This window comes from Sodalis sp. C49, assembly GCF_046352915.1.
Lineage (GTDB): Bacteria > Pseudomonadota > Gammaproteobacteria > Enterobacterales > Enterobacteriaceae > Acerihabitans.
This window is the reverse complement of the sequence record NZ_CP163303.1, coordinates 2,376,504-2,399,761: the sequence shown is the minus strand read 5'-3', so window position 1 is coordinate 2,399,761 and position 23,258 is coordinate 2,376,504. Positions and strand designations below refer to the sequence as shown.

The 23,258-nt window shown below is 52.7% G+C and carries 17 protein-coding genes; 8 read left to right on the top strand and 9 right to left on the bottom strand.

The features are described from left to right. Positions 1-751: 751 nt before the first annotated feature. The gene (locus ABUK12_RS10865) at positions 752-2,413 is read left to right on the top strand and encodes a methyl-accepting chemotaxis protein (RefSeq protein ID WP_410016276.1); all 1,662 of its coding nucleotides are present in this window, start codon (positions 752-754) and stop codon (positions 2,411-2,413) included. 123 nt (positions 2,414-2,536) lie between these two features. Here the strand turns inward: ABUK12_RS10865 and ABUK12_RS10860 are convergent, their stop codons facing one another. After that, on the bottom strand, positions 2,537-3,982 hold the full coding sequence (locus ABUK12_RS10860; RefSeq protein ID WP_410016275.1) for a DASS family sodium-coupled anion symporter: 1,446 nt from the start codon (positions 3,980-3,982) through the stop codon (positions 2,537-2,539). A gap of 119 nt (positions 3,983-4,101) precedes the next feature. Continuing rightward, positions 4,102-5,046, bottom strand: coding sequence for a 2-hydroxyacid dehydrogenase (locus ABUK12_RS10855; protein WP_410016274.1), 945 nt, complete (start codon positions 5,044-5,046; stop codon positions 4,102-4,104). Positions 5,047-6,139: 1,093 nt separating this feature from the next. Here ABUK12_RS10855 and ABUK12_RS10850 point away from each other — a divergent pair. From ABUK12_RS10850 to ABUK12_RS10840, 3 genes are all read left to right on the top strand, one after another. Further along, a complete protein-coding gene (locus ABUK12_RS10850; protein ID WP_410016273.1) occupies positions 6,140-6,613 on the top strand; it encodes a YhcH/YjgK/YiaL family protein in 474 nt (157 codons plus the stop codon). Positions 6,614-6,643: 30 nt separating this feature from the next. After that, positions 6,644-7,420: an SDR family oxidoreductase gene (locus ABUK12_RS10845; RefSeq protein WP_410016272.1), complete on the top strand. Its 777-nt coding sequence runs from the start codon at positions 6,644-6,646 to the stop codon at positions 7,418-7,420. A gap of 374 nt (positions 7,421-7,794) precedes the next feature. Then, on the top strand, positions 7,795-8,916 hold the full coding sequence (locus ABUK12_RS10840; RefSeq protein WP_410016271.1) for a JmjC domain-containing protein: 1,122 nt from the start codon (positions 7,795-7,797) through the stop codon (positions 8,914-8,916). 199 nt (positions 8,917-9,115) lie between these two features. On the opposite strand, the gene ABUK12_RS10835 is transcribed toward ABUK12_RS10840, so the two are convergent. Beyond that, positions 9,116-9,409 (bottom strand): CsbD family protein, encoded by a 294-nt coding sequence (locus ABUK12_RS10835; RefSeq protein WP_410016270.1) that lies wholly within the window; start codon positions 9,407-9,409, stop codon positions 9,116-9,118. 900 nt (positions 9,410-10,309) lie between these two features. Between ABUK12_RS10835 and ABUK12_RS10830 the strand changes: the two genes are divergently transcribed. Then, positions 10,310-14,134, top strand: coding sequence for an NAD(P)-binding protein (locus tag ABUK12_RS10830; RefSeq protein ID WP_410016269.1), 3,825 nt, complete (start codon positions 10,310-10,312; stop codon positions 14,132-14,134). A gap of 118 nt (positions 14,135-14,252) precedes the next feature. Beyond that, positions 14,253-14,885: an aspartate/glutamate racemase family protein gene (locus ABUK12_RS10825; protein ID WP_410016268.1), complete on the top strand. Its 633-nt coding sequence runs from the start codon at positions 14,253-14,255 to the stop codon at positions 14,883-14,885. Positions 14,886-15,009: 124 nt separating this feature from the next. Here ABUK12_RS10825 and ABUK12_RS10820 read toward each other — a convergent pair whose 3' ends face one another. The 5 genes from ABUK12_RS10820 to ABUK12_RS10800 all read right to left on the bottom strand — a co-directional run bounded on the left by ABUK12_RS10820 (position 15,010) and on the right by ABUK12_RS10800 (position 20,917). Beyond that, positions 15,010-16,026, bottom strand: a complete 1,017-nt coding sequence (locus tag ABUK12_RS10820) for an ABC transporter permease (protein ID WP_410016267.1) — start codon at positions 16,024-16,026, stop codon at positions 15,010-15,012. Next, the gene (locus ABUK12_RS10815) at positions 16,019-17,575 is read right to left on the bottom strand and encodes a sugar ABC transporter ATP-binding protein (protein WP_410016266.1); all 1,557 of its coding nucleotides are present in this window, start codon (positions 17,573-17,575) and stop codon (positions 16,019-16,021) included. Before ABUK12_RS10815 ends, ABUK12_RS10820 begins: the two co-directional genes overlap by 8 nt. A 182-nt stretch (positions 17,576-17,757) precedes the next feature. Then, a complete protein-coding gene (locus tag ABUK12_RS10810) occupies positions 17,758-18,720 on the bottom strand; it encodes a sugar ABC transporter substrate-binding protein (RefSeq protein ID WP_410016265.1) in 963 nt (320 codons plus the stop codon). Positions 18,721-18,873: 153 nt separating this feature from the next. Further along, positions 18,874-20,079 (bottom strand): PfkB family carbohydrate kinase, encoded by a 1,206-nt coding sequence (locus ABUK12_RS10805; RefSeq protein WP_410016264.1) that lies wholly within the window; start codon positions 20,077-20,079, stop codon positions 18,874-18,876. 361 nt (positions 20,080-20,440) lie between these two features. Continuing rightward, positions 20,441-20,917 (bottom strand): carboxymuconolactone decarboxylase family protein, encoded by a 477-nt coding sequence (locus ABUK12_RS10800; protein WP_410016263.1) that lies wholly within the window; start codon positions 20,915-20,917, stop codon positions 20,441-20,443. A 134-nt stretch (positions 20,918-21,051) separates the two neighbouring features. Between ABUK12_RS10800 and ABUK12_RS10795 the strand changes: the two genes are divergently transcribed. Continuing rightward, positions 21,052-21,951 carry a LysR family transcriptional regulator gene (locus tag ABUK12_RS10795; RefSeq protein ID WP_410016262.1) on the top strand — a complete coding sequence of 300 codons (900 nt, stop codon included), beginning with the start codon at positions 21,052-21,054 and terminating at the stop codon, positions 21,949-21,951. A gap of 42 nt (positions 21,952-21,993) precedes the next feature. On the opposite strand, the gene ABUK12_RS10790 is transcribed toward ABUK12_RS10795, so the two are convergent. Then, entirely contained in the window at positions 21,994-22,482 is a 489-nt protein-coding gene (locus ABUK12_RS10790) for an RrF2 family transcriptional regulator (protein WP_410016261.1), read from the bottom strand. A gap of 153 nt (positions 22,483-22,635) precedes the next feature. Here ABUK12_RS10790 and ABUK12_RS10785 point away from each other — a divergent pair, with 153 nt between their 5' ends. Next, complete coding sequence (locus tag ABUK12_RS10785; RefSeq protein WP_410016260.1) at positions 22,636-23,133, top strand: cupin domain-containing protein; 498 nt, start codon at positions 22,636-22,638, stop codon at positions 23,131-23,133. Positions 23,134-23,258: the final 125 nt, after the last annotated feature.

The window sequence follows — 23,258 nt, the reverse complement described above, 5'->3', positions numbered from 1 at the left end:
TCTATTGGGGGTATTTTTGGGGGTATGACCAAAGACGCAACAGGTTATTTGTGTTAATAATCAATAATATAATTGATAGATTTTGTTCCTATTATCCCTTCAAACTCTTCCCAAGTCTACCGAAATAAATTAACAGCCCGTATACTACGCAGTGTAGCCCGTTTCTTATCTCCCATTATCTACCAGACTGATCTTCCCCGCAGTAATCAGGACCAGGCTAAACGGGAATTTTCTGTCCCCCTTTTCTTTAAAAAAAACAATCCAGACATGAAAAAGATCCGCTGTACCGAAGAGCACATTGCTTTTGCCCTGAAGCAGGCTGAAACCGGCCCTCGCGCGGGCTATTTCATGCCTGTCATCCAGCCGTCACCTTCCTCACCTATTCTCACCCTGTCATTATTTAATTGCCCCATTTCGTTTTCGCCCGCCATCTGGTGGGCTTTTTTATGCGGGCAATGTCAAATGTCAAAGCCTACGCTCAATGCTATCTATGACGCTGACAGTCCAGGGGCCGTATCTGGCTGGATTGATTAGAATGTCTGTGCCCGTCTACAATCATTACCTCTTCTTCGGGGAGGGTTTAGCCTGCCGGAATTCTGCTTTTAACGGGAGAAAAAATCGGTCTTGGGTCAATCTCGGGATAATGGCAAGTTTAATTAACTATTTTCTGTCTGACGCCGATAGTTAAGGGCTGCTGAATGGTTTACGACATGCAGCCCTTCTATCCGGCACATCTCAGGTGAAAATAAATATGACAATTACACAGCGTCTGTTCCTGGTCTTTTCTCTGCTGTCAGCCTCACTTATTGCCCTGGTGATTGTGGCCGTTCTGGTAGTAACAGGATTTCAGGCACGTTTTCAGTATGTCCAGAGCAATACTGTTCCTTCCATTATCGACTTAAGCAAAATGGTGGATGGCGGCAACCAGCTGATTATCTGGATGTACCGGCATCAGAGCGTAACCGACCCGGCCAGACAAGCCAAAGTTGAGAAAAAACTCAGCGAGCTGGTAAGTAATCTGAAATCTCTCAATCAATTCTATCTGGATCACGATATTTCCAACGACAGCGACCGGCAGATGACGGAGGCAGGCCTGGCCAGCATACAAGATATCCAGAACAAACTGCCCGCCTTCCTGAAAGGCTCCCGTGAACAGAATAACGCGGTCTCCCTCGGTGAGCTCCAGGGCGACGCTGGTGTGGGTGAAGCCACCCGCGGCCTCATCGCCGGCTACATGAAGCAGTTGCAGTTGAACGTAGACGTCGGTGAAGCGCTTAACAATCAGAATATCCATATTTATCAGTTGACGTTACGGGGCATGATTGGCGGGTCGGCGCTGGTGATCCTTATCCTCGGCTTATTCAGTGTGAAGACGATAACCGGTATCCGCAGAAACCTTAACGCCATGCGTTCCACCATGGAGAATGCCAGTTCCCGCTTGGACCTGACCCTGCGGGCGGATGATTCACGTAAAGACGAAATTGGCCTGACGGCAAAAGCATTCAATGCCCTGGTGGAAAATGTTGCCGCCTCGCTGTTGTCCGTGAGCGCGTCCTCCCAATCCGTCACTACGGCCTCGACGCAGATATCGGCAGGCAACGAGAACCTTTCGTCCCGCACCGAAGAGCAGGCTGCCTCCCTGGAGCAGACGGCGGCCAGCATGTCAGAGTTGAGTGAAACGGTACGGCAGACTGCCGAAAATACCGGTATGGCAAGCCAGCTTTCACAGAATGCCCGCCGGCTCTCGGAAGACAGCACAGCTAAGGTCAGCACCATGCTGGGCACAATGTCCGATATCAGGAGCAGTTCTGCAAAAATTACCGATATCATCTCGCTTATTGAAGGTATTGCTTTCCAGACCAATATTCTGGCGCTGAATGCCGCAGTTGAAGCGGCGCGGGCCGGGGAGCAGGGGCGCGGATTTGCAGTCGTTGCCGGTGAAGTCCGTAGTCTGGCACAGCGCTCATCGTCTTCAGCCCGTGAGATCAAAGTGCTGATTGAGTCTTCCATGAGTTTCGTGGAGAAAGGGGCGGGTCAGGCGGAAGAAGTCGGGCAGAATATGGCCGGTATGAAGGACGCAATCAGTCAGGTCGCAGACCTGGTGAATGAAATCGCGGCCGCCGCTAAAGAGCAGATGCTGGGTATTGGCCAGGTCCACCAGGCGGTTAACCAGATGGACGACGTGACGCAGCAGAATGCGGCACTCGTACAGGAAGCCTCGGCCGCCTCGCACTCGCTAATGGAGCAGGCCACCGTCCTCAATCAGCTGGTAGCCACGTTTGTTATCGAATCACCGTCAACGGGAAAATCCCCCTCCGCGCTAAGCCCGGAAGGAGTGGCGAAATCGTCACCTTATGGACTGACAACGAAGAAAAAGACAGCGGAGATGGAAGAAGGCTGGCAAAGTTTCTAACCCGCGTAAAAAAGTCAAGGTGAGGCAGCGGGATTCAGAACCCTGCCTCATGCAACTCCGTGGATAATTACCGATAAAAAAAGCCCAGCATGACGGCTGGGCCTGATGCTCAATATTGCCATGTTACCAAAGTCCGATGATCTTCCACCAGAAAGCGCCCAGTATTGACCATACCAACACATTAAATAAGGTCACGATAAAACCTAACTTCCACCACTCCCTTTGTCCTATATATCCTCCAGCAAAAAATATTGCCGCCGGGCCAGACGAATAATGCGTAATGGCCTGATATAAAGAAGAGCAAAAGGCTAATAATAAGCATACCAGCATCGGCGGTGCGCCCACAGCAATGCCTACGGTTATAAATGCTGGATACATGACGAGAATATGCGGGATCCCCCCCGCAAAGAAATACGCAGAAAAAACATAGATGCTGACCAGTATGATCAATACGGGCAGAACCGGCATACCCGATAAGCTGACCTGTACCCAATCCGCAAATACCTTAAAGAAACCTGATTTTGATAAATTTTCCGCCAAGCCGTACATACCGCCCAACCACACCAGCGTGTCCCAAGCGCCACTTTCATTAATCACGTCCTTCCAGTCGATGACTTCCGCCAGCAACATAAGACAGACGCCGGCCAGGGCAATAACGGTCGCGGAGATTTTAGTCATTCCGCTGGTGCCCCAACCGATAATGGTCAATACCAGGATTACGCAAAGTAAAATTTCTTTAAAAGACATTTTGCCCATGGCCTGAAGCGACGATTTGGCAATCTGTTTGGTTTCCGGAGTCTGGTTCGATTCAGGTGGGTAAATCTTGTGCAGCAAATACGGCATGATCAACAGACAAAACAGCGCCGGCACAAACGCCGCCATTGCCCATATGCTCCAGGAAATTTCTATGCCCGCGATTTTGGAAGCAAACGCCACCATTAACAGATTGCCGGCTTGCCCCGTTAGGGTCAGGCAGGCGGCAACGCTGTCGACTTGTACCACCGTCTGCACGAGGTACGCCCCCAGTTTCCTGGCGGAGCTGCCGGGTTTAGAGCCGCTGACCTCCGCTACGCTTCGGACAATGGGAAACATGATGCCCCCACAGCGCGCGGTCGCCGAGGGAACACAAAAGCTTATCAGGACATCGCTGAAAGCCAGGGTATAGCCAAGCTTCAGGGAACTGCTGCCAAAGCGCTGCAACAAGGCATAAGCAATCCGGTTGCCCAGGCCGGTTTTAATCAAGCCGCGTGAAAAGAGAAACGCAGCGACGATAAGCCACACCACATCGGCACTGTAGCCGACCAGCACCCCTTTGACATCCAAAACGCCAAACATCGCCGCGACGACCAGGGATGCAATGGTAATAACCCCCAACGTCAGGGGCTGCAGCATAAAACCGAAAGCGGTGGAAAAAAATATTGCAAATAAATGCCAATTTTGAGGCGTAAACCCAATTGGGATGGGAATATTCCAAATGATGGCGCCAAACAAAACGCAAATGCCGATCCTGGCCCATTTTTTCTTAAGGGCAGAATGGTCAGGCATTTTTTCAAGCATGACAGCGCTCATAGAGAGTTCCTTGTAAGTATATCTATGTGCAAAAATATCCCTTCATAAAAAATGAATAATATAAAAGCAAATAGACATGAGAAGCTTTAGGCGAAAATAACAGTCACCATGGAGATGAATTATTTTACCGGCGTAATAGCCTGCCCTTCTTCGAAATAGCTTCTGATATTACGCACCGCTAAGTTTGCCATATCAGTACGGGTCTCAACGGTGTTGCTTGCCAGGTGGGGGGTAAGGACAACGTTGTCAAATTGGAACAGCTCACGCGGGATAACGGGCTCGTCTTCAAATACGTCTAGCCCCGCACCCAAGATGTCCTTATTATTTAATGCCTCGATCAATGCCGCAGTGTCGACAACAGTGCCGCGGGCGATATTTACCAAGATCCCGGATTTACCCAAGGCTTGTAATACCTCTTTGTTTATCGCATGGAAAGTTTCAGCACCACCCGGTAGGGTCAATACTAAAAAATCACAGGATTCCGCCAGCGCCACCAGGGTATCGAAACGTTTAAAGTTTTGTTCTTTGGAATAGGGGTCATAAAAATGTATTGGCATGCCAAAACCCTGCGCCCTGGTCGCTACCGCCTGCCCGACATTGCCCAGGCCGGCAATACCGCATATTTTGCCGTGCATCCGCGAGGCGGAAGGGAATTGTCCATTCAACCAGGCTTTAGAACGGGAAAACCGATCGGCCTCGCAAATACGGCGAGAGACGCTTAACATCAGCGCCAAACCGGTATCCGCCACACATTCACTGAGTACCTTCGGTGTATTCGTCACCACCAAGTTACGCGCACGCGCCGCATCCAGATCGACGGCATCCAGGCCAACGCCAAAAATCGACACCATCTCCAGCTGAGGCAAGGCATTGATAATTCTTCTATTTATTCCAAGATGGGATCGGGTCACCACCCCGCGTATCCGCGTGGCGGTTTGGCTTAATAATTCTTCTTTGTCTTCCGTCAACCAATAATTATGTATGGTAAATGTCTCTGCCAGTTCGTCCAGCATAACCGGGGGAAGAGGCGAAATAACCATTACTTCTATTTTTTTAGTGTCCATGACATATCCCGTTTAAAGTTTAAAGCGACATAACGTGACGGCTAATCCGGCGCAGCGAATTATCCTAATCCCATGATGATATAAATTAACATTTGCAGGCAATGTGACTAATAACACCCCAAGCAATTAACATACGGATGGGTAACATCGACATTTTGATACCAGAAACAGCCGTTGTTTATAATCGATCAGCATCCATATTATCTTTTCATTATTTAATTGCAGTCACTATGCAAAGATATGTAAACAACAGCATTGGGCAAAAGCTCAAAGATAAATTATAAAATTGGTACATAAGCCAAGATAATTTGATGCAAATCCCAAATTTGAACAATAAATTTGAATTTACGTTATATTGGAAAAATATGCGTAATATGTCGCATCATTTTTAAAATAAATGATATTTTGAAAATTTATATCAATTATATGATAGTCATCACATATAAATGTTAATTGATTTATGGTTTACTTGTGTCCATGTGTTTACCGTCTCATTTTGTTATAACCGTATCGCGTTACCCTGGTTAACAAGGAATAGTGCCGATGCGCTTGCTCAAGCGCGATGATAAAGGCTGCACGGGGCCAATGAGGGTACCTGCGCGAGGTTTACGGATTTTAACAGTCAACCCGCGGCGGGCTGTTTCGCTCAGAGTGTAATAGAGAGTCGCAATGGGTTTGTTTTCGTGATATCGGTCACTGATAAGCGGTCAATTGCCTAGATTGTCGCGCTGATCAATTTTTAAAAATGTGCATTTGCATAACCGTTGGGCCAGCAATTTGATTTATACTTAATATACTTCAGCATTATCGCAGTAACATTGGCAAAAAAAAGTGCACGGTAAATACCCGGCAGAGGGAATAATCTCCTGCGGAGCTTGTTTCTGACGATCTTCCGTTTTAGGTGCGATTTATATGGGATGCCGCGGCAAAAAACGTCTTAGTGTAAATGTAATGTTGCATTTGTTTTGCGGTGGTTTAACGCCATGGCACAAACGAGGGTTGTGGGTGTAATAACATCTGTTATGTCTTGCGGATTGTTTATGCTTACTGCCGGTTGATGACGACGTCATGATTCATTCTGAAGGGATACGCAATGATATTCAGTAAACTGGCCGACTGGAATAAAGAACAAAGCGCATTTCATCCGGTGTTCAATACAATAATAGATTATATACGCAACAATGATTTAGCCGGTCTTATGGTGGGTAAACACATCATAATTCCTGATAAGCTCTTCTTTTTTATGCAATCGTACGACACCATTGACCTGAGTGAATGTAAACCGGAATCCCATGTGGAATATGTTGACTTTCAGTATTTGTTGTCTGGGGAGGAAAAGATTGGCTTTTCTCGCGTGGATGATGGCGTAAAGATAACAGAAGACAAAACGCCAGGTAGCGATATGATTTATTACGACCTCAACACTCGGCAAGATGTTTTAACCATGGGGCCGGGGGAGTTTGGTATTTTTTTTCCTGATGATATCCATCGGACCCGAGGCCGTAGCGGTAATGATACATCCATACTAAAAGCGGTTTTCAAAATCCACTTGAGCATGTTGGTATAATTCAGGTAATACAATTTACAGGAGATAGGTATGTCCGAGTCAATACAGCAAGTAGAAAACGCCAGGATAGCGCTCGTCACGGGCGCCGGTAGCGGTATAGGCCGAGCCGTTGCTTTGGGATTGCTCCAGGACGGATTTACCGTTGTTCTCACCGGGCGGCGCATTGAGCCCCTGCTTGAAGTCCAGGATGCGGCAAAGGCGGCGGGACAGCAGGCGATTGCCATAACCGCAGATGTTCGCGACCCTGAAAGCGTGGAAGCGTTATTTGCCCAAATCGCGACACGGTATGGCCGCCTTGATGTGTTGTTTAATAACGCGGGCGTCAATGCGCCCGCCGTTCCAATGGATGAATTGCCCTTGGACAAATGGCTCAATGCCATCAATACCAATGTCACCGGTGTATTTCTTTGCGCCCGCGCGGCCTTCGGTTTAATGAGGAAGCAAACGCCCCAGGGCGGACGTATCATCAACAACGGTTCGATCTCCGCACATACTCCCCGGCCCTTCACCGCGCCCTATACTGCCAGTAAACATGCCGTCTCGGGTTTGACGAAAAGCATTGCTCTGGACGGGCGCGCGTTTAATATCGTTTGCGGCCAGATTGATATCGGCAACGCGTTGACCACGTTGTCGGAACGGATGACCAGAGGCGTTTTGCAAGCGGATGGACGCACGGCGGCGGAACCGATGGTCGACGTTAAATATATTGCTGACGCGGTGCGGCACATGGCGGCGTTACCTTTATCAGCAAATATTCTCACTATGACGGTAATGGCCAGCAATATGCCCTTTGTCGGGCGCGGATAAACCGGCGCTCAGTCTTAATCATTATTGCCTGGGACCCCGGCGCTATCAGGGACGATGAGGCTGTACCATAGCGCGCTTATCAACGGGGTTCTCAATCACTGCACCTATTGTCGCAGGCCCGGCATCCTCCTCCGGGCCTGCAAGCGTCAGTCGTTCAGCTTTACCTCACTGATGTCTTGAATAAAAATGGTAAAATATCAGTCAATTACTCCAGATGGCGTCACGCATTACTAGCGTGGGAAAACGCGCAGGACATCTTTTGACGGCGGCGGTTATTTTGCTTTGCTGAACGCCCAGGTTGACCCATGACAAGGCGGCACCCGCGTGCGGCCCTTTATAATCAGGCCCGTTTGTTTTCTTATTGGCGTGCAAGCATGGCTTATCAACTTAATCTCAATTGGCCCGAGTTTTTAGAGAAATATTGGCAAAAACAACCCGTTATATTAAAAAACGCCTTCCCGGATTTTGTCGATCCCATTACGCCGGACGAATTGGCCGGCCTGGCGATGGAGGCAGAGGTTGACAGCCGGCTGGTCAGCCATGCAAATGGCCAGTGGCAGGCCAGCAATGGGCCGTTCGAGCATTTTGATAATCTGGGAGAAACCGGTTGGTCGCTTTTGGCCCAAGCCGTTAACCACTGGCATGCCCCGTCTGCCGAGCTGGTGCGTCCGTTTCGCGTGCTGCCGGACTGGCGTTTAGACGACCTGATGATTTCTTTTTCCGTGCCGGGCGGCGGCGTCGGACCGCATATCGATCAGTACGATGTCTTTATCATCCAGGGGATGGGCCGCCGCCGCTGGCGTGTCGGCGCTAAACTGCCCCTGAAGCAGTTTTGCCCGCATCCGGCGCTGCTGCACGTCGAGCCGTTTATGCCCATCATTGATGAAGACCTTGCGCCCGGCGATATTTTATACATTCCGCCCGGTTTTCCGCACGACGGTTTCACTCACGAAACCGCCCTTAACTATTCCGTAGGCTTTCGCGGACCAAACGGCAGGGATTTAATCAGCAGCTTCGCCGACTATGCGCTGGAAAACGATCTGGGCGGCGAGCACTACAGCGATCCTGATTTAACGTGCCGGGAACATCCGGGCCGTGTCGAAAATGCTGAATTGGACCGTCTGCGCGCGATGATGATCGAGATGATGAATCAGCCGGAAGATTTTGCCCAGTGGTTTGGCCGCTTCGCGACGACCCCGCGCCACGAGCTGGATATCGCGCCCGCACAGCCGCTCTACAAGGAAGATGAGATTGTCGGCGCCCTGATGGCGGGCAAGGTTCTGACGCGCTTGGGCGGCTTGCGGGTCCTGCAGGTCGGCGAGAGCTTTTTCGTCAACAGCGAACGGCTGGAAACGGCCGATCCCGCAGGCGCCGACGCCCTGTGCCGCCACACCCTGATTGGTAAGGACGCGCTGGGCAAGGCGCTGGACAACCCGGCTTTCGTCACGGCGTTAACCGGGCTGGTTAATCAGGGTTATTGGTTCCTTGACGAATAGACTACCGGCGCCGTGAATGGCATTTTCAGGGATGTCCGCGCACCAACGCATCGACGCGACAGGGTGGGGGCTCGGCATCGCCGGCGGAGAAACAGTGGTAATGATTACCAAGGCTGCGCGGAACGGGCCCGGTAACGATCGTCATGGGCAGTGTGGGTGAATACAGGGAAGAAAGGGGCGCTGGACACGCCCCATGATCTTATTTGCTGCGGCCCAGGATAAAGCCGAGCAGCAGTCCGATGGTGCCGATGGCGGCAAGTCCCACCAGCGGGTTTTCACGGACATGTTCCCTAACACCGGCAGCCGCATCGTTTAATGCTTCGGAGACTTTCGCCGTGGCCTGCCTGGCGGCGCCTTTAGCTTCTTGTTCGGGGGAATCTACGGCCTCGCCGAATTTTTTCTGGGCAGCCCCAGCGAATTGTTCTGCTTTGTTCTTTGCCTTGTCGGCAACATCACCGATGGTGTCATTATTGGTTTTTGTGATCTCAGACATAACTTTCCCTCCTTTAATTATCGACAAGAATAAGCGTAGTTAAGTTTTGCTAATAGACATAATCGCAGGCCAGCTTTCGGACTATTGGAATATTGCAAAGCCCATCCCGGGTCGGCGGCATGGCCGCTACGCTGAAAAGGCCTTGTCCAGGCGGGCATACCGGCAGTCAGAACCGCGGCTGGAAACGGGCAAAAGAAATGTGGGCGATAGCCCAGGCTTGTCCCTGGCCGGATGGCAGGTTCTGCTTACGATTCCACGGTGGCGTAACTGGCGTTACTAAGGCAATAACCGGCCACCGCTTTGCGCCTGCGCAGCGTCAGGCGACTGGGATCATCGCCAGGGGGATCTGCGAAAACGCTGATCATGGCGGTATTCAGCGGATAATGCCTTATCCTTAACGGCATCGATAAGCTGCTGTAAAAATTAATATAATCCACCGCGGTGCATCTATAATGCAATGTCGCGAAAAATACCCTGGTACTGTTTAACGCCACTTAAGATAAATAGTTATCTATTCTAAGGTGTTAAACGTATTTAAGCGCAGCGGTAATATTTAATTTTTATCAAAAACAGATAGCTAGATAATAATTGTAAAAAATAATACATGACGGGTTAGCGAAATTTTCGCCATGTTCTATAGTATGGTAAAAGAAAGGTAAGTTTTATTTAAGTCTCTCCCGCCATTTTGCCGCGAGACGCGTTATTCATGGATATGCTTTGTTAGCGACAGGCATTCGGCGTCTGTATTTCTGTTTTAAATAAAAAATATCAATTATTTGAATTTTGTTATCCGGCAAGTCAGCGGGGTCTTCATGCCCCATGCCTGAATATTAGTTAGAACGCATAATTCTTACGGCCGATTAACAAAGAGATAAAGTTTTAATATCTAGAGGCGGCGGCATGACTATTTTCAGCAGTTTTTGGCAGGCGGGATTTGAAGCTGCGGATCATCGCAACCGGTTGGGTGAAATACTTGCATTAAACGAGGCAACCGGGCACATAGAACGCGTTCTGCAGGATTATAACGCGTTAAAAGCATTTAATATTACAACGGTTCGAGAAAGTGTCGGCTGGCGCCTGGTTGAAGGTAAGGAGGGTTATGATTTTTCCTCCCTGGCGGTCCGGATGGCGGCGGCAAATAAATCAGGCATGCAACTATGCTGGACGATATGCCATTACGGTTGGCCGGAAGATATTGATGTGTTTTCGCCAGACTTTGTTTCCCGCTTCGCCCGTTTATGCGGCGCCGTGGCCGCGTTTCTACGGCCCTATTATTCCCATGCCCCCGTCTATTCGCCGATAAATGAAATCTCTTTTACCAGTTGGGGAATTTCGGTGGGGTTATTTTCATGTTCCGCGCCGCCCGGCGTGGAGATAGGAAAATCAAGTAAACGCCAATTGGTTCGGGCATGTCTTGCCGCATGTGATGCTATTTGGGCAGCGGATCCGCGGGCGCGGATTCTACATTGTGACCCGATTATTTTTACCGTGGCTTCGGATAGCCGCCCTGAGGGGATGCGGCAGGCCGCTGATTGGCAAGCCGCCCAGTTTGAATCCTGGGACATGCTGTCAGGCGTTAGCGCGCCTGAACTGGGCGGCGCGCCGCGCTATCTGGATATCATTGGAGCCAATTATTATCATGATAACCAATGGGAAAGCGAAAATAACCAACGGCTCTTCTGGCATTTGGGCGACCCGCGGCGCCGTCCCCTGCACGATATGTTACAAGAGCTCTACCATCGCTACAAACGACCCCTACTCCTGGCGGAAACCAGTCACGTGGGCAGCGGACGCGGAGCCTGGATAGGCCAGATTGCCGCCGATATCGCCCAGGCGCAAATAGCGGGAGTCGAGCTGCTGGGCATTTGTCTTTATCCCATTATCGACCGACCTGACTGGGAAAATAAAAACGTCTGGCACCATAGCGGATTATGGGACCTCGACCGTGAGGGGCCGGACCCGCTGGCTCGGATACTGGATGCTGTTTATGCCTCTGCTCTCCTGCGAGCCCAGCATATGCTGGCGCTTTTCCAAAGACAATTAGGCGTATTAGCAAGCGCCGGAGAAAATACTTATATTATGAAAAATATATACGTTTTTAGCCATCTGCGGTGGGATTTCGTTTTTCAACGCCCTCAGCATCTCATGACGCGCCTGGCGCAACATTATCGAATCTTTTTTATAGAAGAACCTATTTTTTCTCTGCTGGAACCAGGCCTGAATATAACGACCCCGGCGCCGAATATCACTGTTATCCAGCCGCATACGCCTATACAGGCCGCAGGTTTCCATGATAGCCAGATTCCCTATATTCAACAGCTTCTTGCTGAGTTAATGCCAGAAAACGAGATGCCCATCGTCTGGTTTTATACGCCTATGGCGTTGCCGTTACTGGCTGTCTTTACTCCTGCGCTGGTTATTTATGATTGCATGGATGAGCTGTCTGCATTTGAAAAAGCGCCCAGACAACTTATGCAACGCGAATCCGCCTTGCTGGCGCGTGCCGATATCGTTTTTACCGGCGGGCCCAGTTTATATGCCGCCAAGGCGGGGCGACACCCTAATGTGCACTGTTTTGCCAGCAGCGTGGATACCATTCATTTTGAACAAGCCCGGGACAGGACAAATCATCATCCGCTCCAGGATCAACTGCCCCATCCGCGGCTGGGGTATTTCGGCGTGATTGATGAACGCATGGATCTGGCTTTGCTTGCGGCCCTGGCGGATGCGCATCCGCAATGGCAGTTGATAATGGTTGGGCCGGTAGTCAAAATAGATCCTGCTTTCCTTCCCCAGCGGCCTAATATTCATTACTTTGGTATGCAGCCTTATCAGGCATTGCCCCAGTTTCTTGCCGGGTGGGATGTCTGCTTAATGCCTTTTGCCCTGAACGCATCAACGCGTTTTATCAGCCCGACCAAGATGCTTGAATATATGGCGGCGTTATTGCCGGTGGTGAGCAGCGCCATTACCGATGTTGAGGAACCTTACGGTCATGTCGTCGCTATCGGACAGGATCACGCAGGCTTTATTCGCGCTTGTGAAGACGCGCTGGCGATACCGCCGGCATCCCGGGCAATGCAACAGCAGCAAATGAAAGCCATTGTTGATGCGACCTCCTGGGACAAAACAGCGCAGGCGATGCATGAGTTAATAGAAAATGAGCTGACCGTTTCGCCATCTCGTCCTACAGCGGACACGCCTGTCGCGCAGGCGGAGCAAGGATTGCCGGTAACGCCGGCTTTACGGCTGACGCCGCCCCACCCGGCAAGCGCATCGCCGGTCCGCTGTCTTATCCTCGGCGCGGGGCCGACGGGGCTGAGCGCTGCATATCATTATGGTTCGGGGGCCCTGCTGCTTGAACGCAACAAGACGGTAGGCGGATGGTGCCGCTCCGTCGAAGATCGCGGCTTCACCTTTGATTATGCAGGGCATATCATGTTTTCCAATGATCCCTATGTCCTCGCCATGTATGACATGCTGTTGGGCGATAATATCCATTGGCAAGAGCGTGAGGCATGGATTTACACCGACGGTATTTACACCCGTTATCCCTTTCAGGGCGCGTTGCATGGACTGCCGGCCGCTATCATAAAGGAATGTATCCTTGGGGCGATAGCGGCGCGTTATGAACCGCCCGGCGGCGGCGCGCCGATGCTAAAAGAACGCTGCGTTACCCATGGCGTGGAGGAGCATGGCACGCATACGGACTGCTGCGCCGATGGCGCGGTACCGGATTTTGTTCTTGGCCGCGCCGCCGACCGGCATGGACGGAAAGAAGATTTTGAGCAGTTTATCTACCGGACCTGGGGTGCGGGCATCGCCAGGCATTTCGCCATTCCTTACAATAAGAAATTATGGACGGTTCCGCTCGCGGATATGGAAACCTCCTGGCTGGGCGGGCGTGTGCCGCTGCCTGACCTGGCGCAAATCATTGAAGGCGCCCTGGGGTCGACAGCCAAGCCCATGGGACCTAATGCCCGCTTCGGGTATCCGCTGCGTGGCGGCTTTCAGGCGTTGATGTCGGGTTTCCTGCCGCATATCGGCGGTACGGTTGAAACCGGCGCCGAGGTGAAGCAAATCCTGGCGCACCAGCATATCGCCATCCTGGCCGACGGCAGGCAATACAGTTATGAGCAGTTGATCAGCACCATGCCGCTGCCGGAATTGATACGCATCATCGGAGACGAGGTTCCTGTAGACGTCAGGGCGGCGGCGGCCGGGTTACGCCATGTGTCGGTCCGCTGCGTTAACCTGGGTATCGGTCGCGCAAATTTGACCGATAAACATTGGATTTATTTTGCCGGCAATACCGTTTTTCATCGGATTTTCGTCCAGGGCAACGCCAGTCCCTTATGCAACCCTCCCGGCGGGTGCGGATTGACCTGCGAAATAAGCTATTCACCGCTCAAACCGCTCCCCGCAGAAGGAAAACAGCTTATCGACAGGTGCATCGCCGAGTGTATTGCCGTGGGGATGTTTAGCGCGGAGGATACTGTTATCACGGCTAACCAAATTGACATTCCTTATGCCTACGTGATTTACGATCATGCCCGTGAGCAGAATATTGCCACGGTGCGTCAGTGGCTATTGCTTCACGATATCGTGCTGTCAGGGCGCTACAGTGAATGGGAGTATTATAATTCCGACCATGCTTTCATCGCCGGGAAAACAGCGGCTGAAAAGGTGAAAAGCCGTGCCTATCGGCAGGGCGCGGGATCCTAGGAACGGATGATGCTAAGGTTAAACATATCACTGCCGGCCGGCGTTATCGTTTACGGGCGCTACCCTGTATGCTGACGTTCTGGCCGCGGGCTATTGTGGTGTTTAACAGGAGTTTTTTATGCTGGGCATTATCAGAGTTTTAACCCATGACGATCGGGCCTTTGTGGAAGAGCATGGCCGTCTGATCCAACAGCAATATGGGACGATATCCCTGAGTCGTTGCATCCCCGACCAACGCCAAGGTATTTATGACGATGCCAGCCAGTCCTTGGCAATACCGAAAATTATCGCGCTGGGACAGGCGCTGCAGGCGGAAGGCTGTAATGCCTTATTCCTGAGCTGTGCGGCCGATCCGGGACTGGCGGAACTGCGCCGGGCGGTGGCCGTTCCCGTCATCGGCGCCGGCAGCGCGTCCGCAAGCGTGGCCGCCATGCTTAAACGTCCTGTGGCGGTGATGGGGATAGGGGCCGGCGCGCCGGCGCCGTTTAAACAACTGCTTGGCGAAGCGGTGGTTTATGCGCGGCCGGAAGGGGTTTTCAACACGACGGATCTTTTAAGCGCTCAGGGGCGGGAAAGCGCGCTGGCTTGCGCCGATACGCTTTATCGCCAGGGCGCGGAAGTCATTGCTTTTTCCTGTACGGGGTTTTCCACCATCGCCCTGGCCGACAGCATCCGCCGTCATTTAGGCAAGATAGCCATTGATGCGGTCAGCGCGGCGGGGTTGTTTATCAGCCAGCTGGCGCCGCGCTAACATAATGTGTCGCCGGCTCCTGGCGATCGGTTAAGGGGTGCGGCGCTATTTTCATCAGGGCATAGCTCAACAGAGCCGATGTCTATGCCATCGGATGCGCTGTGCGCGGCACCGGGCCGGGGCGTTATTTTTTTTGCCGCTGGCTGCGGTAGGTGTCCAGCACCACGGCCACAATGATAACCGCGCCGGTAATGACCCGTTTCGTCGGTTCGCTTGCGCCTATTTGCGCCAGTCCCGCCGCCAGCACTGAAATAATCAAAGCGCCCAGGAAGGTGCAAATGACGGAACCGCGTCCGCCCATCAGGCTGGTGCCGCCGATGACGACGGCGGCAATCACCTGCAGTTCCATACCCACGCCGCCGTTGGGATCCGCCGCTTCGAGACGGGCGACCTGGAACAGCGATGCCAGGCCGGATAATCCCCCCATCAGGGCAAATACCGCGATTTTATAGGGACCGGGATTGATTCCCGCCAGGCGTACGGCTTCCTCATTGGTGCCGATGCCAATAAGATGGCGGCCGAAAATGGTACGGGTTAATGCCAGGTGCCCTAATAAAATCACCAGGGCGGCGATCACAAACGATGGCGAGATCCCAAGGACAATCGGATCGGCCAGATAATCAAAAATTGAACCGATATAGGCCGTCCGGGAATCGGTTAATTGATAGGCCGCTCCCCGCGCCATTTCCAGCATGCCCAACGACACGATAAACGAAGGGATACGCCAGAAGACCGTGATAAATCCGGTAAGCGAGCCCACGAGCGTCGCCAGCGCCACGCCCGACAGTGCGGCAAGCCAGGGATTCCAGTGCAGATTGAGGTAGGTGACGCTGACAACGGCGGCGGCTAATGCCAGCAGCGAGCCCACGGAAAGATCGATGCCCGCGATGATCAACACAAAGGTCATCCCTACCGACATCACCATTAAATCCGGAATCTGATTGGCAATGGTGCTGAAGGTATTCAGGCTTAAAAAATGATCGCTGAGAAAGGAAAACAGCACGATCATCGCCAGCAGCGCGCCGATCAGTCCCAGATAACTGCTCAGTCCCCGCCAGGAAGAGGGCGATAACCTTTTTTCCGCCGGTAGTGATTCCCTATTCTGCGGCCCGGTGTGATGAGATAATGGTGTTTTACGCATCGAGTGGTTTCCCTGGGCCGGCCTGCGTGGCGGCAACCTTTTCTGTTTGTTGATAGCCGGAAAATGCCGCGGCCAGAATACCGTCCTGCGTCCAGGCGCCGCGTGTAAACAGGCCTGCTAATTTCCCGGCGGAAAGGACGGCGATACGGTCGCAAATCAGCATTAATTCGCGCAGGTCGCTGGACACGACGATCAGGCCTTTGCCGTCCTGGGTTAGTTCATTCATGAGTAAATAGATATCCCGTTTGGCCCCCACGTCTATCCCGCGCGTTGGTTCGTCAAATAAAATGACGTCGCAGTTGCGCTCCAGCCAGCGGCTGATCAGCACCTTCTGCTGGTTGCCTCCGGACAAGCTTTCGACCGGCTGGCCGCTGCCCGTGGCGCGAATGCCCAGGCTGTCGATGTGTTTTTGCGCCAAACGCTGTTCATGGCGCGCGTTGACCACGGAGAAGCGGCTTATTTTATCGCGGTTTCCCAGGGAGATATTGGCGGCGATAGACTGCGGCAATAGCAACCCCTCGCCTTTGCGATCTTCGGTAACCAGCGCAATCCGGTGGCGGATCGCGTCGGCGGGGGAGCGAAGGGTGACCGGCAGCAGCGGATCGCCCACGGATAATTGCCCGTGCTCCACCGGGTCCGCACCAAATATGGCGCGCAATAATTCGGTCCGTCCCGCGCCAACCAATCCACCGATCCCCAGGACTTCGCCACGATGCAGGGTCAATGAAACGTCCTGGATAATATGACCCCGCCTGAAGTGCTCTACTTTTAAAATGGGCGCGCCCTGCCGGCGCGCGCTGATATCCAGGGTACTTTCCAGATCGCGACCCACCATTAACGACACCAGTTGGTCGCTGCTGTAGCGTCTGATATCGTCTGTGCACACGACATGGCCATCCCGTAAGACGGTAACATCGTCGGCAATCATCGCCAGTTCATCCAGACGATGGGAAATATAGATAAGCGAGACGCCGCGCTGCTTAAAGCGCTTAATTTGGCTGAACAATAATTCGACTTCGCGACTGGTCAGCATCGCTGTCGGTTCGTCTAAAATAAGGATGCGGCTTTCACCGATTAAGTTACGGGCAATCTCAATCATTTGCTGATGGCCCAGGCCAAGTTCACCGACCAGCGTATCCGGGTCAATCATTTGCAGGCCCACCAGCGCCATTACCGGCCGGGCCATGTCGCGCAGGCGTTTGCGATTGATCCAGCCCGCGCGGTGAGGTAATTGATCGATAAATAAGTTTTCCGCCACCGAAAGGGTTGGCAGCAGGTTGAGCTCTTGCATCACCATGCGGATACCTCTTTTTTCCGCGTCTTTTCTGCTCGCCGGCGTATAAGGCTGGCCCTGGTACAGCATAGTGCCCGTGGTGGGTATGACCAGGCCGCCGATTATTTTGGATAACGTGCTTTTACCCGCGCCGTTTTCACCCGTCAGCGCCAGGACTTTTCCCGGGTATAATTTCAGGTTCACATCCGTCAGCACCGGCTCGCTATAGGTTTTGCCGATACCCTTTATTGCTAGAATTTCATGCCGGTCTGTCATATTCAGGGTTATCCGGTGATGGCAGCATAACTGCGTTAACGGGCGGGTCAAAATACCGGGAACAGGTGCGCTTTGTTTGGCGCTAACCCTTGGCGTTTAACGCTGCCGCGGCGTGAGCGGCAACGTTAAACCACAGGGATATTCCGGTCCCAGGCATCAGCACCGCTCAGCGGCCCGGGTGTTTATTGCTTGACGATGAGTTTGACCGGCGTTTCTACGCTGCTGGCCAGTTCGCTTTGCTTTTTCCCGTTTTCCAGGGCGGTTAACGCGGCATTGATACCAAAAACCGCCTGCTGAGAGGCAAACTGATCGGCGGTCGCCAATACCCGCCCATCGGCCAGCATCGGTTTGATCGCCGCGATATTGTCATAGCCCACCACCTGGACCTGGCCCTTTTTCCCGGCTGCGCGAACCGCGGAAACCGCGCCCAGCGCCATATTATCGTTATCCGCCAATAACGCCTTGATATTGGGGTATTCGCTTAACATCGCCGCGGCAATGGCATTGGCATTATTAATCTCCCACTGTCCGGACTGTACCGACACGACTTTTATGCCTGCCTGCGCCATGGCATCCTGGTAGCCCTGCGTGCGCTGCTGGGAATTGGTCGAGGTAGGGATGCCTTCAATAATGCCCACCTGATCGCCGGCCTTAAGATGTTTTGCTAAATAATCCCCGATGCTTTTAGCGCCTTTACGGTTATCCGGGCCGACAAAGGGCACATTTAAGCCTTTGTCCTTCAGAACGGCGGCATCAAACTGATTATCGATATTGATAACAATAATGCCGGCATCAATCGCTTTTTTAACCACGGGTACCAGGGCTTTGGAGTCCGACGGGGCAATAATAATGGCGTCCGCCTTTGACACAATCATCTGTTCCACAATTTGAATCTGATTAGCTGTGTCGGTTTCATTTTTAATGCCGTTGGAAATAAGATCGAATTTATCGGCATGTTGTTTCTGGTAATCTTTCGCACCCGTTTCCATCGTCAGGAAAAATTCATTTGCCAGTGATTTCATGACCAGCGCGATCTTGGGTTTGTGATGCTGCGTGTCAGCGGCGGAAACCGGCAACGCAGCGGCGGCGGAAAACGCCAGTACCGCAACGGCACCTATAACTTTAAGAAATGGTACATTTTTCATGAAATTATCCTTTCTAGAGAGACACTATAAAGACAACAGCGTTGCGGTTGCCACAGCCCTGTTGTGCGTATACCCCGTTCCGCCGGCAACGGTACGCAAAACGTGGGTATAAATGAAAAGACCTCCTTTATCGGTGAAACAGCCAATAAGAATCTATTGTTGCATTCGATGATAAACCAGCGAGCTGTTCGGCATATTTGATGCCCCTTTACGCTCGACTTTCAGGGAGGCGAACGCGCAGGCATATCGCACGGCATCGGTTAATTTTTTACCATTGGCTATGCATCCGGCCAATGCGCCGGTAAAAGCATCTCCCGCGCCGCTGGTATCCATTACCGCTGATTTATAGGCGGGAACATAGGTAAAAATATCGCCGTCAAATAATAAACAACCCCGCTCGCCGAGCGTGATGATGACACATTTAGCCCCTTGGTTATGGATGCTTTTCGCCGCGGTTTTTGCTGAATGAATATCGGTGATTGCGATGCCGGACAGCGCTTCCGCCTCGATTTTATTCGGCGTGATAATATCAATTAAATGCAATATTTCCTTCACTTCCGAGACGTAGGGCGCAGGGTTCACTACTATTACGCACTGAAATGATTTAGCTTGCATAATGGCAAAGCGGGTAATGGGAAAATTATTCTCCAGCTGAGTTAAAAATACTTTACAGCTCTGGATGATATTTAAATCGAATAAAATATCTTCTTGTGTAAAGGTTTCGTTGGCGCCAAGGTCGATGCTGATCATGTTATCGCCAGTGGTATTGGAAACCCAGACAATGGCGATCCCCGTGGCAGCTATTTCATTTTCAAAAATAGTGAACGAGGAAATTTCAGTATTGGTAATGTATTTTCTCGCTTTCTCTGAAAATTCATCCATTCCCAATTTTATTGCCAGATGAACGTTATTATTTATTTTCGCTGCCGCCACCGCCTGATTGGTTCCTTTGCCGCCGGCATAAAAGTGAGTGGAAGATGACCGGATGGTTTGACCTATTTGCGGCAACATCATTGTTTCCGATACTATATCGACATTGAACGAGCCGAGAATATAGATGCCGTCGTCGAGAAGCTTTTCTTGTTGATCGGATCCCGTATAAGAATCCATGCTGCTGTCACCCAGGCCTTTGAGAATGGTATTGATGACGGATTTCTCAAAGAGTGATTCATCAGCGACCTCAGCTAACTTAGCGCCGCCGTGAAATAGCATGCAGTTGGCATGTGAACTCAATTCTTTCAGATCATTGCGAATGGTGCGCGTAGTGACGCTTAACTCTTTCGCCAGCTCTGCGACATAGACATTTTTATCCCTCACCAGCTTAACTCGAATCGCTTTTTGTCTTTCGCTTTTGTTCATCAAGTCTTACCCCGGAACCCATAATATGAAATGAGGAACGGTGTTTATCACGCAAAGCTCATAAAAAAGCCTAAAAAAGGGAAAATTTTTTTCCGATTACCGTTTAAACGGCAAGATCAGGAGATGCGTCACATAATAGTATTGGTGCAAGGAGCGACTGGGTTGTGGAATAACCCGGGCGCAATACTGGTGTGTCATTGGGACGAGGGCAAACCGTTTTTATTGTGCCCGGGAAAGGGTGACGCAGGGAGCGCCGATCTGGCCGGTACCGCCATTGATAACGATTTTCATCATTGCCTACCTCGCGCCCCGGCCACGGGGCGCTTTGTCGTGATATGACGAAAGCCGCGAATCGGCCGCCTTAACGCAAACCCGCCTTGTCGAGACCGAATACCTTGTCGGCCGAACCCGGTACGGCCCGGAAAGCCACGCCGGCGCGATTCCAGGCGTTAATCGCCATGACGGCGAAAGTCAGATCGGAAATTTCCTTTTCGGAAAATTGGCCGCGCACGTGTTCATAGAGCTCATCCGGCACATCGCCCGACAGTTTGGTGAGGGATTCGGCCCACGCCAACGCCGCGCGCTCGCGCGGTTGGAATAGGGGGGATTCGCGCCAGATTGCCACGTGATGTAGGCGCAGCGCGGACTCTCCGCGGATGGTCGCCTGTTTGATATGCATATCGAGGCAGAAGCCGCAGCCGTTAAGCTGGGAGGCGCGCACCTCGATCAAATCGATAATTCCCTCCTCGATGACGCCGTTTCGCACGGCGGCCGAGAACGCGATCAATTGCTGATACTGCTCGGGGGACAACTGGGCATAATTGAGACGTTGGGTCATTTGTCATTTCTCCGGGTGATTAAGGATATTTGTTATCCTTATGGATATATAATATCCTTAATTAAGCGCCTGTAAAGCTGCGCCGCAGCGAGACGGCGGCATAGGGGCTATAACCAAAAGTATGGAGCGACCTTATGGACATAGTATCCGCCTTGCGCAGCTTTCTGCGCGTCGCCGAAACCGGCTCGTTTTCCGCCGCCGCCGCCGATCTGGGCGTCACCCAGCCAGCCGTTTCCCGGCAGGTTTCGGCGCTTGAAAGCCATTTAACGATCCGGCTGCTGCACCGGACCACGAGCGGTCTGGCGCTGACGGCCGAGGGGGAACGGGCTATTCCTTTTGCGCTAAGGGTACTGGCGGCCGTCGACGAACTGGGCGACGCGGCCGGCCTGGGCTGCGCCGCCGCCTCGGGCAAGGTGCGCCTGAGCGTGCCGGGGCCGCTGGGGATGTATCTGGGCGGGCTGCTGGCGCCGTTTCTGGCGGCCTATCCCGGTTTGTCCGTTGAACTGGTGCTGCGGGAAAACCCGTCTGACCTGCTGGAAGAGGGGATTGATCTCGAAGTCCGGCTGGGGCCGGTGTTGGCGAATGGGCTGATCTGCCGGCATATCGGGTGGACTACGGCGTTTCTTGTGGCGGCGCCATCCTATCTGTCCCGGAGCGCCGCGCCAAGCGCGCCGGCGGAGTTACAACACCATGAGTGTCTTTACTACAACCGCGGCGGGGAGGGCATGACCTGGTCTTTCTCCGACGGTTCGGCGGAGACGGCCGTGCGGGTGGCGCCAAGGCTGATTTCCAATAATGCGCTTGCGGTGTACCGCGCGGCGCTCTCGGGTGCGGGGCTGGCGATCCTGTCCCATCTCGTTGCCGGCCCCGATATCGCGACGGGCCGGCTTATCGCCGTGATGCCAGGCTTTCCGCCGTCCCGGTTGCCTATGCATGTGGTCTATCTCTCGCGCCGCAATATCCCGCTGCGCGTCAAGGCGGTGCTGGATTTCCTGATGACGGCGGTAGGGGCCGATCCGGCGATGTCCCGGTAGCATGGTGAAAGGACAGCGGCGCGGGATATGGCGTACGCGGTGTCAGCCGGAGTGTTCCAGCAGCCAGTCCATGGTGCGTTTGAGCAGGTCGTCCGGGACATCCTCGGCCAGGGTCAACGCGAGGGAAGCCAGGCTTACGCCCGCGAGGGAATGGCGCCAGGCCGCATCGGCATCCCACATGATGCGCGCTATCGGACAGGGTTTGCTGTCGCAGGTTCCCTTTGCCCGGCAGGGGTTGTTGCCCCGTATTTCATTGCAAATAAACGTCTGGCGTTTACCCTCGACGGCTTCGACGATATCCAGGAAGGTGATCTCAGACGGCGCCCTGGCCAGCCGGTAGCCGCCGCCCGGGCCGAGCGTGGTCGCGACCAGGCCGGCTTGGGAGAGACTTTGCAGCGCTTTCGACAGATATTCCTTCGGCAGGCCGTGAAATTCCGCCAGGGTTTTCGTGGACAAATAGCGTTCCGCCGGCATACCGGCGAGCAGGGCGCAGCAATGGAGGGCCCACTCGACCTGACTCTTGAGGATCATGATTTTATCCGTTACAACACAACGACGGTTACGGATATATAATATCCGTAACTGAGACGTTTTGTAAATATGCCGCCCAAGTAAACCTATTCTGAGCTATTTTTTTGAATAATGGCTTCTAACGATACAATCAGCGTAAGGGAGGATCACAATATGCGTCCGGAATTTATCAGGCATTGGCGTGAGCTGGAGGGTGACGACGTGGCGGCCTATGAAGATAGCGGCGAGCGCATGTCGATTGGCGCGCCGTTGGGCCGAATGCTTGGCCTTAGCCGGATTGGTATTCATCATGAACGGCTGCCGCCGGGGCGCCGGACCACCTATCCCCATGCTGAAAGCGCGGAGGAGGAGTTTATCTATGTGCTGGAAGGGCATCCGCATGTCTGGATAAACGGCGTTATGCATCAGCTCTCGCCGGGTGAAGCGGTGGGATTCCCAGCCGGCACAGGCATCTGCCATACCTTTATCAATAACAGCGAACGAGAAGTCCGGCTATTGGTGGTCGGCGAGGCGTCCAAACCCGATAACAGGATCCATTACCCAAAAAACCAGCAATATGAATTGACGCGCAAAGACCGCTGGGTGTCACCGCCAGAGCAGGAATTTGGCGCACATGAGGGCATGCCGGACCGGCCGGAGGGCCAGTCGTAATCAAGATACGATTTGAGTCAGCCGGGGGCCGGATTCAGATAAGCGATGCCGGGCCATTCCCTCTGGTCAAAAAAGGGGCTCCAGGGCAAGAGCGGTCGCATGGGCATGCGTTTGGGATTGCCTGT